The following is a 14131-nucleotide window of genomic DNA, read 5'->3' on the forward strand; positions in this document are numbered from 1 at the left end:
GTATGGTGTTTTTTATTTAATTAGCGGCTATTTCAAAATTGGCAATTTTAAAAGATTTGCCGGTTTTAATGTTGGTTCTGCGCTCAACATTGCGCTTTAGTTTACGAAAGAAAACGCCTACTTTACTGCTCTTTACTTCATTTTCTTCCATCATTAATATTTTATCATTGTTGTTTTCTTCGGGTATTTCTTTAAAGATAGCCGCCTGGGCAAATTGTTCTTTTAAAGGGGTAATATTTTCATCAATAATATTTTTTGCGGCATTGCTGTTTACAATTGTGCCTTCATTTTTACCGGGTTGTATATTGGGTTCAACAGGCTTATTAAATGCAATTAACGCAGGTTCATTATTATTTTGGCTGCTTGGCGTAATTTTTTGTTGTTGAATAAAATCCGGATGTTTTATTTTTCCCTGCTTTGTATTATTGGCAATAACCCTGTTGTTTACCGAAGTTGAAATTTTATTGTTACTCACATTGAAACTGCTTTGTTCTATTACAGGTTCTGGCTTTGTACTGCTGTTATTATCGCCGGTAATTGCAGTATTTTCCTTTTTGTAAATTACCTGTGTATTACTTTGCTTCGCTTGCGGTTTTGTATTATTGTTTTTTGAGCCTGAGTTGTTGTTATTTTGTACAAGCTCATTTTGTAGTTGTTTGTTAAATAGCCGGCCAGAATTTTTGATTTTTATACCCGCAAACAAACCTATGCCCAGCAATATGGCTGCTGCAGCCCAGCGTAAATATTTAAAGGAATATACCTTTGCCGCTTTGTGCCGGTATAAAACCGGTTTGTTATTAAATACATATTCATCGCCTGCCGCTAATTTTGTTTTTTTCAATAAAGCAAAGCTTGCAGCAATTTCTTTATCAAAACCAAGTAGCTTTGTTATTTCCTGGTTTAAATCGTCGCCTGCTTCGTTATCCAAATACAAGAGTAATTTTTCTTCCAGCGGCGAAATGTAGTCTTCTGCATTTACCAGTGTTGATTTATCAAAATGAAATTTTGCTGCTGGTAATTGCAGTTGTAAAATTTGAGAAAACTCTTCTTTCAAATCGGCGTTTTCTTCAACAAATATTGCTACGGCTGTTTTTTCTGCATCCGAAAGTTCATTATCGGCATACAGCAAAAAAAAGCTTTCGTAATTATTGCGGTTAATTTCCATTTGGTTAAATAATGTTTTCTGTTTTTACAATATAGCTCCTCAGTTGCAGCCTTGCCCGGTGCAGGTACACTTTTACCTGGCTTTCATTTAGGTTCATTATCTCCCCAATTTCTGCATAATTGTATCCTTCATAATCTTTAAGCATTACCAGGCTCCTTTGCAACTCCGTAAGTTTGTTTAAAGCATGTTGTAATGCATCTTTTATATGCTGCTGGCTGCTTGTACCCAGCGATTGTTCATTAAAGCTTTCTTTATGGCTTATCCTTTTCACTTTTCTAATATGGTCAATCATCTGGTTATAAGCAATCGTAAATAAATAACTTTTGCTTTTATTCGTAATTACCTGGTGCCTGGTTACCCAAAGTTTTTCAAATGCCGTTTGAACAATATCTCTTGCATCTTCTTCATGTTGCAGGTTTTTAACGATAAACCGGTACAGGTTATCTGCATATTGGTTTACACATTCGTTATATTCCCTTTCTGTCATAAAATAATTGGCCGGTAAAAATAATCCAGGTTCTACGTATTTATAGTTATACGATTGGTAAACCTTAAAAGTTACAACTTAAAAATACCTTTTGTAATAAAATGCAATGGTGGATCGGCATCGGGCAGGCATTTACTGCTGCAGTTTTGAACAGGTGTTTTTTCCACAGGAATAGCCTGTGGGCCGCTTTTTGATGATTGGTACCAAAAAAAGATAACGGCAAAAAAGAAGAGCAGAAACAATATTTTGCTGTTTTTACCCATTGGGTTGTTAGTTGGCTTTGTAGCTATAACGAATATAAAGGTAAAAAGGTTACAGCCTTTTTCTGAAATGTTAAATAAAACGCAAATATGATGATTCAGAAAAGTGAAACTCAAAATTCAATAAGCTAATGTTCCTTAATTTTGGAAAAACCAACCGGTATGAACCAAAAATTTGTTGAAAGATTGGCCACGGAAATTGATGAAATAAAATCTTCGGGTTTATTTAAAACCGAGCGCATTATTGCCAGCGAGCAGGGTGCGGAAATTATGGTAAACGGAAAAACTGTTTTAAATTTTTGTGCCAATAATTATTTGGGCCTTTCGGCTCATCCCAAAGTAATAGAAGCCGCAAAAAAATATATTGATTACCGGGGATATGGTTTGAGTAGCGTAAGGTTTATTTGCGGCACGCAGGATATACATAAAGAGCTGGAACAAAAAATTTCATCTTTTTTAGGTACTGAAGATAGCATACTTTATGCAGCGGCTTTTGATGCCAATGGCGGCGTTTTTGAACCTTTGTTTAATGAGCAAGATGCCATTATAAGCGATGCACTCAACCATGCATCCATAATAGATGGCGTAAGATTGTGCAAGGCACAGCGCTACCGCTATGAACATAATAATATGGCCGACCTTGAAGCAAAGTTAAAAGAGAGCAGCAGCCTGCGCAGCAGGATTATTGTAACCGATGGCTCCTTTAGCATGGATGGCACCATTGCACAATTGGATAAAATTTGCGACCTGGCAGATAAGTATGATGCCATTGTAATGATTGATGAATGCCACTCCTCCGGTTTTTTGGGAAAAACAGGAAGAGGTACGCATGAGTACCATGGCGTAATGAACCGTATTGATATTATTACCGGCACATTGGGCAAGGCTCTTGGTGGCGCAAGCGGTGGCTTTACATCGGGCCGTAAAGAAATTATTGATATACTGCGGCAGCGCAGCAGGCCTTATTTATTTTCCAATACGGTGGCGCCAAGTATTGTGGGCGCTTCCATTGCGGTTTTAAATATGCTCAGCAGCACTACCGAGCTTAGAGACAAGCTGGAAGGCAACACAAAATATTTTCGAAGCAAAATGACCGCTGCCGGTTTTGATATTAAACCTGGCGACCATCCCATTGTGCCCATTATGCTTTACGATGCAGTGCTTGCACAAAATTTTGCAGCTAAACTTTTGGAAGAAGGGATTTATGTAATTGGTTTCTTTTTTCCGGTGGTGGCAAAAGGGCAGGCACGCATAAGAGTGCAGCTTAGCGCCGCACACAATCAGCAGCACCTGGATAAAGCCATTGCAGCTTTTACCAAAGTGGGCAAAGAGTTGGGCGTGTTACAATAATTTCAATAAATTTTTTTTAGACCATTTGCAAAAGCGATTCTATGGATGGGGTATTAATATTGATATCGGCAAACTCCCTCAATACTTCATCCCTGGTGCAAAAAGAAACGCCGAGGCCGCTTTTTATGATCATACATAAATCGTTGCGGCTGTCGCCCACGGCAACAATATTTTTTAAATCTACATGGTATTTTTCTGCAACCGAAAGCATGGCATTGGTTTTACAAAAATTGTGGTTGCAAATACTTTTTTCGTTGCGAAAGAAAAAAGATGGCAGGTGCATTTCGCCATTGCAAATGCCATTGCTCATTTGCAGTTCATTGGCCAATGAAAAATCGGCGCCAATTTTTAATTTTATGTGTTCGGTTATTAAAGTATAACTATCGCTAATGATGCCCACAATAAACCCCCGCTGCTTAAGCTCTTTTACTACCTGCTCAATATTGTTTACCAGCGCCATACTGTCGGCAATATCTATCAGTTCTTTATAAGATTTGCCCTGGAGCAGTTTGGCAATGGACTTGGTAAGGGCAATGCCATCGTTTTCAAATTCTTTTCTTAACTGCAACAGCTCTTTATCAAAGCCAAAATGTTCGGCGGCTTTGTGTATAAACCTGCCCTGCAAAAGGGTGTCATCCATATCTAAAATGAGCATTTTTTGCAGGTGTTGTATGCTTGTTTTTACGGAGTAGCTCAGTTGCTCGGTAATAAGGCCAAAGTCGCTTAAATCATCAAGGTTTAAGGAGCGCTTATAGTCTATGGCTTTTTTTAAAATGGCGGCGCTTACCTCTTTGCTCATTTTGCCAATTTGGTTCAAAGGGCGGCTCCGGTTTTCGAGGTGGCCTATATTTACCTGTTTTATCCTTGCACCTTTGCTGTACAAATCAATAAGTATGGAAACATCTACGCCATAATCGTTGGGTATGAGCAGGTCTTTTAAAATAGATTTTTTGCCGGCAATCATTCCGCTTAAGGGCTGGTCAAAGCCGGTAAGCTCAGGAAAAAAAATACTCAATAAAGGTTTGGCAACAAGCTCCGTTACCCTGCCGGCATTACGGGTAAAACTCGATTTTACAAAATCACATTCATCGTTAATGATGGGTGCAATTAATAGTTCCATCATGTTTTTGGGATAGGGATGTATATCGCCGTCAATAAACAGCAGTATTTCATTTTTGGCCAGCAGTATGCCTTCCCTCATAGATGCGCCCTTGCCCAGCCTGCTGCTGGCAAATACTTTGGCGCCGGCTTTTTTGGCAAGCACAACTGTATCGTCCACCGATTTATCATCTATTACCAATACTTCGGTAACCTTATCGCATAAAAAGGCACACTGTACTACAGCAGCAATGGTTTCCTGCTCATTTAATGTGGGGATTATTACTGATACCATAATCATTAAAATTTTTCACTACAAAAAAGTAGCCGGTTAAACAATGGTTCAAAACAAAAAAAGGGTATTTCAAAAAAAATTAAGTAAAAGCAGGTAATGGCAGGCTATCTAAGATACAAAATTTATGGGAAATGGATTTTTATAATTGCAGAAAAAAAATTTTGCTATTTAAAAAATTGTTTCGACAAGGTCGAAACATTTTTTCTTTTAAATAGTACTGCTATGAAAAATTTAATCAGGCCCTCATTGATTCCCATATACTTCTTAGGGTATTATGAAAAAGCAATAAGGGAGGCTATTAGTATTACTTAGCGCTGCTGCAGTTCTATGCAGGCTGTAAAGCGTATAGTTGGTGGAAATGCCAGGGTTCTTCCACAAAAGGTGACAAGAATTTTATAACTTTAAAATTGAATAAAATGAAAATTTCAAAACCCCAAAATTTTAATTGCTGGTCAATTGCATTATTTGCACTGACTATTATTTTTACTAGCTGTCAAAAACAAGAAATACTAAACGAACCCAGCCCTAACTTACAAAGCTCAAATATAGCAGGCCGTGAGGGAGAATACCGCTGACTTGTCAAACACAACCACACACAGGTTTTTTGTTTTATTTGGGCAAAGAAAATTAACCAAAAAATTCCGGGCTATCCCGGCATTTTCTTTTGAAAATTTTTTTTTAGTGTTGGTGGTTGTGCTGTATTGCTGTTAATTCTTCGGCGCTTACTATTTTTTCTACCGGGCTTATTTTAGATTCCAGCAATTCAAAAACTTTGTTGCTGGTAATTCTGCGGTAACTGGCCTCTACCTGTTTTTCATCTTTCATCATACGGTCAATATAGCTGTCGAGCCAGCCCATATCGTTGTTCATATTCATTTGGCCAAAATAGCGCATCACTTCTTCCCTCATACTTTCTTTAATTTCTTCGGGTGTTGCTTCCAGTTTGTTATCCTGCGTAAGTTTATCGCTTATTAAGGTCCATTTTAACTGGTTGCTAAAGTTGGGCCATTCTGTTTCGGCCTGCTCTGCGGTTTTGGGCTGCTCGTTATTGGTTTGCATCCAGCGCTTTAAAAAATTTGCAGGGAACTCAATTGTAGTTTCCTCTACCAGGTAATGATAAAGCTGGTCGTAAAATTGTGTGCGGCCCTGGTTGCTCCAGTATTGCTGTATTTCTTCTTTAATGGTATTGCGAAAATCTGCTTCGGTTTTTAAAATTTTGCCCGGGTATATTTCGTTAAAAAACGCTTCGTTCAACTCCCGTTTTTCTACAAGGCCAATTTTTACAATGCTTGCTTTAAAATATTTTTTTGCAGCAAGGGTATCGTTTTTTTCAAAACCTAAATCCTGCAGCATCATGTGCAGCTTATCGGTTTCAAAGGCTTTGCTGAGTTGAAAAACAATGCTATCCTCTTTCTTTTTGCCCATCAGGCTTTTTTGCAATGCTGCAGAAAAATATTTGAGCAGCACGGAATTTTCTTTGCTTATTCCGCCTTCTATTACATCGCCTGCTTCGGTACATTCGGCAAATAAAATATTGATTACATTTTCCGGATTATCAATAATTTCAGGCTCGGTCATGTTGCCGCCTTTAATTTGCAGTCGGTTTACTTCTTCATCTACCATATCGGCCGTGGCTTCCACTTTGTAATTAGTAAATTTTCCTTTGCTTAAATCGGCAATTTCAAAAGCCGGTTTTAACCCTATTTCAAAATCAAATGAATAATCGGCCGGGTTGTTCATATCAAAAGCATCAATACTATTGACCAATGGCAAGGGCTGTGCAAAAATATCGGGCTGCTCAGCAGTGAGCCATTTGTGTAATTCGGCTTCGGCGCTGCGGATTACTTCTTCGGTAAAAATTCCCGTACCATACATTTTTTTAATCATGCCGGCCGGCACCATGCCTTTTCTAAAGCCTGGTATATTGGCCGTTTTGCCATATTGCTTTAATTTTTTTTCAAAAGAAGGCAAATAATCATCCTTACTTATTTTAACGGTAAGTTTGTCGTTGAGCAAACCCAAATTTTCTCTTACTACTGTTGCCATAACTTGTAAAATTCTAAAATTTTAAAAAAAATAAAAAAAGTTGACCCGTTTTTGGTTGATTCTCCGGTTTCTGTAAATCAACTTTGCAACCTGTCAACTCTTAAAAATGTGCGGATGATAGGGGTCGAACCTACATGGATTGCTCCGCCAGATCCTAAGTCTGGTGCGTCTGCCAATTTCGCCACATCCGCAAATGGGCTGCAAAATTAGGGGTTTCGGCCAATAATTCGCTAATAAAATGAGTTAATTTGATGAAAAATATGGCTTCACTGTATTTTAATATTGAATTTGATTTTGAGCAAGTATATTTTTAAAGTAAATTCGTAAGAATCATGGAAGTTACCGCCAAAATAGCGCCTTATACCCTCAACGAAGAAGAGGAAAAAAAAGAAATTCTCCGGGAGTACAAGGCATTGCTACGGGTTTTAAAAGCCAAGCTAAAACCCGGCGATAAAGTATTGCTGCGCCGGGCTTTTGAAATGGCTGCCGAAGCCCATAAAACCATGAGGCGTAAAAGCGGCGAGCCTTACATTCTTCATCCCTTGGCCGTGGCAAAAATTTGTGTGGAAGAAATTGGCCTGGGCATTCGCAGTACCATTTGCGCTTTATTGCACGATACCGTAGAAGATACCGATATTACCCTGGAAGATGTAAAAAGAGAATTTGGAATTGAAATTGCAAAAATTGTAGATGGCCTCACCAAAATTTCTACTGTTATGGATGCCAACAGCAGCCAGCAGGCAGAAAATTTTAAAAAAATACTTTTAACGCTTACCGATGACCCAAGGGTAATTTTAATAAAACTTGCCGACAGGTTGCACAACATGCGTACTCTGGATAGCATGAAAACCGAAAAGCAATTAAAAGTTTCGTCCGAAACCATTTACGTATACGCTCCGCTTGCTCATCGCATGGGTTTGTACAATATTAAAACCGAGTTAGAAGATTTGGCCATGAAATATCTTGAGCCGGACAGCTTTCGGTTTATTGCCAAAAAATTACAAGATACCAAAAGAGAACGCACCCGCTACATCAACGATTTTATTCGCCCTTTAAAAGCCAAGCTGGAAAAAACAGGTTTAAATTTTGAAATCTACGGCAGGCCCAAAAGCATACACTCCATTTGGAACAAAATAAAAAAGAAAGGCGTTGCCTTTGAAGAAGTGTATGATTTATTTGCCATACGCATTATTGTAGATAGCACACCAGAAAAAGAAAAAGAAGAGTGCTGGAAAGTGTACAGCGTTATTACCGACGCCTACAACCCAAGCCCCGAAAGGCTTAGGGATTGGCTCAGCAACCCCAAGAGCAATGGTTACGAAGCCTTACATACAACCGTAATGGGCCCGCAGGGAAAATGGGTAGAAGTGCAAATACGCACCAAACGCATGAACGAAATTGCCGAAAAAGGCCTGGCAGCACACTGGAAATACAAAGAAGGCACATCAGACGAAAACCGCTTCGACAAATGGTTTGGACAAATAAGGGAAGCGCTATCCAATGAAGAAGACAGCTCCTTCGATTTTTTGCAGGATTTTAAAAGCTCCTTTCTTACCGAAGAAATTTATGTTTATACACCCAAAGGCGATGTAAAAATGTTGCCCGTTGGTGCATCTGCACTGGACTTTGCCTTTAGCGTACACACTGCCGTGGGCAGCCGTTGTATTGGTGCAAAGGTAAACCATAAACTGGTGCCTATAAGTTATAAACTACGCAGTGGCGACCAGATAGAAATTATTACCAGCGCTAAGCAAAAGCCCAACTCGGAATGGCTGAACCTGGTGGTAACCAGCAAAGCCAAAACAAAAATTAAAGATTCTTTAAAAGAAGAAAAAAGAAAAATTGCCGAAGATGGCAAGGCTTTTTTACAGCGTAAGCTGGAAGCTATTGGCGCAGCAATGAACGCACAAAATTTTGATGAGCTTTGCATGTTTTATAAAGTAAACAGTTCGCTGGATTTAATGTATGATATTGCCATAAAAAAAATTGATTTAAAAGAGCTCAAAAGTTTTACCATACATGGCGATAAACTGGTACCTCCAAAACCGGTTGCGCCTAAAGAAGAAAAGCCGGAGTACGAGCCCAATAAAATTAACCCCAAAAAAGATACCGAACTTATTATTTTTGGCGAAAGCAGCGACCGCATAGTTTATTCCCTGGCCAATTGCTGCAAGCCCATTCCCGGCGATGATGTGTTTGGCTTTATAAGCACCGGCGAAGGCCTGAAAATACACCGTACCAATTGCCCCAATGCAGCAAGGCTTATGGCCAATTACGGCCACAGGGTGGTTAAAACCAAGTGGGCAAAAAATAAAGAAATATCCTTCCTCACTGGTTTAAAAATTGTAGGGCTTGATGATGTAGGCGTAATTCATAAAATTACCAACCTCATAAGTGGCGAAATGAAATTTAATATTTCTGCCATGACTATTGAAGCCAACGACGGTATTTTTGAAGGCAACCTGAAAATTTATGTGCATGATAAAGAAGAGCTGGACCTGCTGGTGGAAAGGATACATGCACTACCCGGCATAGAAAGTGTGGATCGCTACGATGCAGAGTAATTTTTACGATACTGCTTTTAAATTCAGAAATTATTTTGATACAACGCTAAACGCTTATTTTTTTATGAAAGAACTTATAGACAGGATAATGGCCAATGCTCAAATTACCGGGCCGCAGGCCGAAAAAGCGCTGGAAACCGTAAAAGATTTTGTGAAAGAAAAATTTCCCATGATGGCTGGCGCTGTAGATAATTTATTTGATCAGGCGGCAAAAAAGGAAGATGATTTTATGGAATAAAAAAAGGCAACCTTATTTCGGTTGCCTTTAAGATATTTTCATTTACGCTTACCTTATTATCAGTTTTTCCGTAAGTGTTTGTTTGCCGTTGGCAATGCTTAAAGTATAAACGCCATTGGCAATACCGTGTATATTTAAGCGGCTTGCGCTGCCTGTTGACAGGTTTTGGCTTTTCCAGGTTTTCACTAGTGCTCCTTTTGCATCAAACAGGTTAATATTTGCCTTGCTATTCATACCGCTTACAAAAACGGCAATTACGTCGCTTGCAGGATTGGGGCTAATGCTTATAAATATATTGCCCTTACCTTTAATTTTTGCCTGGCGTACATCCGATAATTTTTCATTGTTGTCAATATCTTTTTGCCTTAGGCGATAATAATAGATAACATCTGGCTCAACATAATTATCGGTGTAAGTATAGTGGGAAATAATGTTGCTGTTCATTTTTCCATTGATCCATGAAATAGGTTCAAATTGGTTTCCGTCTATGCTTCTTTCTACAAAAAAACCTTTGTTATTGTTTTCAATTGAAGTGCTCCAGTTAAGAACAATATTTTTATTATTGGACAACGCATCAAAGTTGAGTATGGCAACAGGCACTACGGAGGTTTGATAAACCAGCAAAAATTGAGAAAAGCCGCCGGTAAAATCCCCGCTAAAAGAAGCATATCCTTTTGTTGCCCGCTGATCGTCTATTACTGCATTTACCACTTCAGCATCGGCACTGTTGATGAGGCCGCCAAGGTTTATGCCGTTTTTAACTTTCATTAATTTAAGGTTTGCAAAATTTGCGCCCCATATGGCAAGTTCGGCGGTAGTATAATATAGCGTTACATTATAGCTTGCGGTTGTATTGGCAATGGCAGGCGAAATATTTACTACTTTTTCGCTGCGGAGGTAAGTAGCTGCTGTGCTGCTAAGTGAAATATTTGTGTTGCCGGCCTGTGTAATAGTTGCAGTAAGGCAACCAGGCGATACAGATGGGTTGCTCAATTTAGCAATTACCTGGCCATCGTTGCTGCTGTAAAAATTACTGCTGCCCGATGTAGATAAAATATTTTCTGTAGCTGCATGGTTCAACTGGCTTTCTACTGTTACATTTTTTCCGGTAACAACAACATCATCTATTGCAAATGGCGGTTGGTTGGCAACGCTATTATCCGAAATCCATCGGAACATTAACCTTAAATTACTGGTTCCAATTGTTCCGGCAGGTAAATTGATATTTAAAGTAGTTGAGCTGGTTATTCCCTGCAGGTAAACATCGTTATTCAATACTGTAAGTACAGAATAATTAGTGCCGTTGAGTGTATAATAAACCAATCCAAAATCATAAAAAGTGCCGCTGTCTATTTCTCCATTACTCACCAGCTTAAGAGATACGGAAATATCTTTTAGCCCGGCTGCATTCAGTAAAGGGGTAACTGCCCTTGCATCAGTACCTGTTGCAGTACTGGAATAGGCCATTGCAGCCGTGCCATTTGTTACTGCAGTGGAATTGCCATTGGAAATATGCAAAGTGTTGCCACTAAATCCATAAGTGCCTGCACCGGTATTATTGCCTACCCATTTATTGGTAGTGGATGTACCAGCAGCATTGCTGGTAACCCATCCTGCTGGTACCTGGTTGCTGCCGGTAGTGATGCCAAAATTTTCTGAAAGCAATGTTACGGTTGGCATTGTATTGTTAATGCTATAATTAAAATCATCATCGGTAATGGTTATCGTATATTGGTTTGCAGAGCCGCAGGCTATTGATTGCTGCACACCTGTGCCGGAAATATTAAAAGCTAACTGTATGGTTTCGGCGCTTTCTATAATAGCATCGTCATAAATCCTTAGCGTAAATACTTTATCGGTTGCATCTCCATTGGTATAGGTTACCGATGAAGGCGTAATAGTATAATCAGTAATTTCGGTTGCCGATCCTGTTTTTGAAAGGCTAAGTGTTGCGTTTCCATTTGCTGTAGATTCTACACCTACTGTAATAGGATATTCTTTGTATCTCGGGCAAGCGCCACTTGCTGTTTCGGAAACGGTTGTTTGCCCCGGCTTAAAGAAAATGCGGTTAAGCATTGGGGAAACCCCCGTAGTGGAAGAAGGCAATTCTTTTCTGCGTGGGCTGTTGAGCATTACTACCTGGCAGCGCTCCGATTGATTTAAGGTAAAAGTATTGAGGCAAATATCATTACTGTAATCCATGTAGTTTTCAAACATTTTTGGTACAGATGGAGTACAGCCATTTGCCGTTCCGGGAGCAGGGCAGCCGCTGGTTAATGCGTTTTGCGGAGGTGTATCGGTACAATAATCATTGCCGCAATTTGCGTCCCCTGTAATATGGCGAAGGCCAAAAAAATGGCCCAGTTCATGGGTGAGTGTGCGGCCATACTGGTATGGTGATGCCGTGCCGGGATTAGATAAACTGCCTACGCTTCCACTCATTACTACTACGCCTGCTGTTTGATCGGTTTCACTATTGCCAAGGCCTGGCAATGTACTCATTGCCGGAAATGTTGCATAACCCAATAATCCGCTGCCCGAAAAATCGGCCAGCCAAATATTTACATACCGGTAAGGGTCCCAATAGCTTTGTGGTTTTACTACATTATCAAAATGCGTCATTACTGCATTCATACTGCTAAGCCCAGATGGGTTCTGCCAGCCGGACTGGCTCCTCCAGTTTATTCTTACAATACCGGGCTCGCAAAGTAAATTGCCCATTGGGTCCACTTTTGCCGCAACAAAACGAACGCCTAAGTCGGTAGCGCTTCCATAACCTGAACCGGAAAGATTGGCAAAATCTGCATTTAACTGCTGTATTTGTGCAGTTACTATTGCTTGTGTAAGATTTGCACCTGTGCCAATTGTGCTTTCGGTATTACCATCATAAATTACATGAAATATAATGGGTACAGAAAAAATGGTTGTAGGTGGGCCAAAATTATTGAGTTGTTTAAATTCGTTGATGAGCCTTTGCATTTCAGCTTCATAGGCCGCATCATTAAATCCACGGACACGGTTTTTTTCCATTTCGGCGCTAAAGCCACATTTATCTGCTGCGGCTACAAATGGCGATTTTAAAACCTGTTGGGAAAATACATTAGATACAATAAAACCAAATAGAAAAAGGGTGTAAATTTTCTTCATGCTTGTAACTTTAGGTTATGCTTATTAAAACCCTATCCTGCAATGGGTGCAGTACAGGGGTTTATTAATGTAAATATAATTGTAAAAATAGTAAAAGTAAAACCTGGCTTTATTTGCCAAATTTTATGTTTCCCGAAGGGTAAATACCATTATCGCCCAATATTTCTTCAATACGAATTAGTTGATTGTATTTTGCCATGCGGTCACTCCTGCTGGCCGATCCGGTTTTTATTTGGCCACAATTTAAGGCAACGGCTAAATCCGCTATGGTACTGTCTTCTGTTTCGCCGCTGCGGTGGCTCATAATGGTGTTAAATCCATTATTTTGTGCAAGGCTCACGGCATTAATGGTTTCGGTAAGGGTGCCAATTTGGTTTACTTTCACCAATAATGCGTTGGAAATTTTTTCATCTATCCCTCTTTGTAACCTTTTTACATTGGTAACAAAAAGATCATCTCCTACCAGTTGACATTTGCTGCCTACTGCATCGGTAAGCATTTTCCACCCTTTCCAGTCGTCTTCGGCCATACCATCTTCAATAGAAATAATAGGGTATTTTTTTACCCATCCTTCCCAAAATTTTACCAGTTGCTCACTGCTTAATTTTTTACCATCGCTTTTATGATATATATATTTTTTTTCTTTTGCATTCCACAATTCGCTATTGGCGGCATCCATGGCAATGGCTACCTGTGTGCCTGTTTTATAACCAGCCGCCTGTATGGCGGTAAGTACGGTTTCAATGGCTTCTTCATTGCTTTGTATATTGGGGGCAAAGCCACCTTCATCTCCCACATTGGTACTGTATCCTTTCTTTTTCAATACCGTTTTTAAAGCATGAAAAATTTCTACGCCCCATTGCAGCCCTTCGCTAAAGCTGGTAGCGCCAATTGGCATTACCATAAATTCCTGGAAGTCTATTTTATTATCTGCATGAGCGCCGCCATTTAAAATATTCATCATGGGTATGGGTAAAACTTTGGCATTGGTGCCACCAATATACCGGTAAAGTGGCAGGTTGGCTTCCAGGGCAGCAGCTTTAGCTACCGCAAGGCTTACCGCTAAAAGTGCATTAGCGCCCAGTTTTGCTTTATTTTCGGTACCGTCCAGTTTTAGTAATGCTGCATCTATTCCTGTTTGGTTGGCAACATCCCAGCCAAGCAGGTTATCTGCAATAATGGTATTCACATTTTTAACGGCTTTTAATACCGATTTACCGCCATAATATTTTTTATTATTATCCCTTAGTTCTACGGCTTCATGAATGCCGGTACTGGCGCCGCTGGGTACGGCTGCACGGCCTAATTTTTCATTTTCTGTTAAAATATCTACTTCTACAGTAGGGTTGCCCCGGCTATCGAGTATCTGGCGGGCATTAATTGATGCTATGTAACTCATTTTTTTATTTTTACTTGTATTTACCATTCAAAAATACTATTTTCGCCCTTACGTCCGATTCAATCTGTTGATTTTTTCTCCT

Annotated in this window: 10 protein-coding genes and 1 tRNA gene; 3 read left to right on the forward strand and 8 right to left on the reverse strand. The window is 39.6% G+C overall.

What is annotated here, in order from left to right:
* Nucleotides 1–16: 16 nt before the first annotated feature.
* The 3 genes from IPO46_07535 to IPO46_07545 form a co-directional block, all read right to left on the reverse strand.
* Nucleotides 17–1165 carry a hypothetical protein gene (locus tag IPO46_07535; GenBank protein QQS61993.1) on the reverse strand — a complete coding sequence of 383 codons (1149 nt, stop codon included), beginning with the start codon at nucleotides 1163–1165 and terminating at the stop codon, nucleotides 17–19.
* A 4-nt stretch (nucleotides 1166–1169) separates the two neighbouring features.
* Nucleotides 1170–1652 carry an RNA polymerase sigma factor gene (locus IPO46_07540; protein ID QQS61994.1) on the reverse strand — a complete coding sequence of 161 codons (483 nt, stop codon included), beginning with the start codon at nucleotides 1650–1652 and terminating at the stop codon, nucleotides 1170–1172.
* Nucleotides 1653–1723: 71 nt separating this feature from the next.
* A complete protein-coding gene (locus IPO46_07545; protein ID QQS61995.1) occupies nucleotides 1724–1915 on the reverse strand; it encodes a hypothetical protein in 192 nt (63 codons plus the stop codon).
* 159 nt (nucleotides 1916–2074) lie between these two features.
* Here IPO46_07545 and kbl point away from each other — a divergent pair, with 159 nt between their 5' ends.
* Complete coding sequence (kbl, locus tag IPO46_07550; protein QQS61996.1) at nucleotides 2075–3262, forward strand: glycine C-acetyltransferase; 1188 nt, start codon at nucleotides 2075–2077, stop codon at nucleotides 3260–3262.
* 16 nt (nucleotides 3263–3278) lie between these two features.
* On the opposite strand, the gene IPO46_07555 is transcribed toward kbl, so the two are convergent.
* From IPO46_07555 to IPO46_07565, 3 genes are all read right to left on the reverse strand, one after another.
* Nucleotides 3279–4655, reverse strand: a complete 1377-nt coding sequence (locus tag IPO46_07555; GenBank protein QQS61997.1) for an HAD-IB family phosphatase — start codon at nucleotides 4653–4655, stop codon at nucleotides 3279–3281.
* 678 nt (nucleotides 4656–5333) lie between these two features.
* The gene (gene tig, locus IPO46_07560; GenBank protein QQS61998.1) at nucleotides 5334–6701 is read right to left on the reverse strand and encodes a trigger factor; all 1368 of its coding nucleotides are present in this window, start codon (nucleotides 6699–6701) and stop codon (nucleotides 5334–5336) included.
* A gap of 109 nt (nucleotides 6702–6810) precedes the next feature.
* Nucleotides 6811–6892, reverse strand: a tRNA-Leu gene (locus IPO46_07565).
* 141 nt (nucleotides 6893–7033) lie between these two features.
* Between IPO46_07565 and IPO46_07570 the strand changes: the two genes are divergently transcribed.
* The gene (locus tag IPO46_07570) at nucleotides 7034–9265 is read left to right on the forward strand and encodes a bifunctional (p)ppGpp synthetase/guanosine-3',5'-bis(diphosphate) 3'-pyrophosphohydrolase (protein ID QQS61999.1); all 2232 of its coding nucleotides are present in this window, start codon (nucleotides 7034–7036) and stop codon (nucleotides 9263–9265) included.
* A complete protein-coding gene (locus tag IPO46_07575) occupies nucleotides 9255–9503 on the forward strand; it encodes a hypothetical protein (protein QQS64428.1) in 249 nt (82 codons plus the stop codon). Before IPO46_07570 ends, IPO46_07575 begins: the two co-directional genes overlap by 11 nt.
* Nucleotides 9504–9551: 48 nt before the next feature.
* On the opposite strand, the gene IPO46_07580 is transcribed toward IPO46_07575, so the two are convergent.
* Entirely contained in the window at nucleotides 9552–12650 is a 3099-nt protein-coding gene (locus IPO46_07580; GenBank protein QQS62000.1) for a T9SS type A sorting domain-containing protein, read from the reverse strand.
* Between the two features lie 109 nt (nucleotides 12651–12759).
* Nucleotides 12760–14049, reverse strand: coding sequence for a phosphopyruvate hydratase (gene eno, locus IPO46_07585; protein QQS62001.1), 1290 nt, complete (start codon nucleotides 14047–14049; stop codon nucleotides 12760–12762).
* Nucleotides 14050–14131 lie beyond the last annotated feature (82 nt).

The organism is Chitinophagaceae bacterium, from assembly GCA_016699815.1.
Classification (GTDB): domain Bacteria; phylum Bacteroidota; class Bacteroidia; order Chitinophagales; family Chitinophagaceae; genus Ferruginibacter.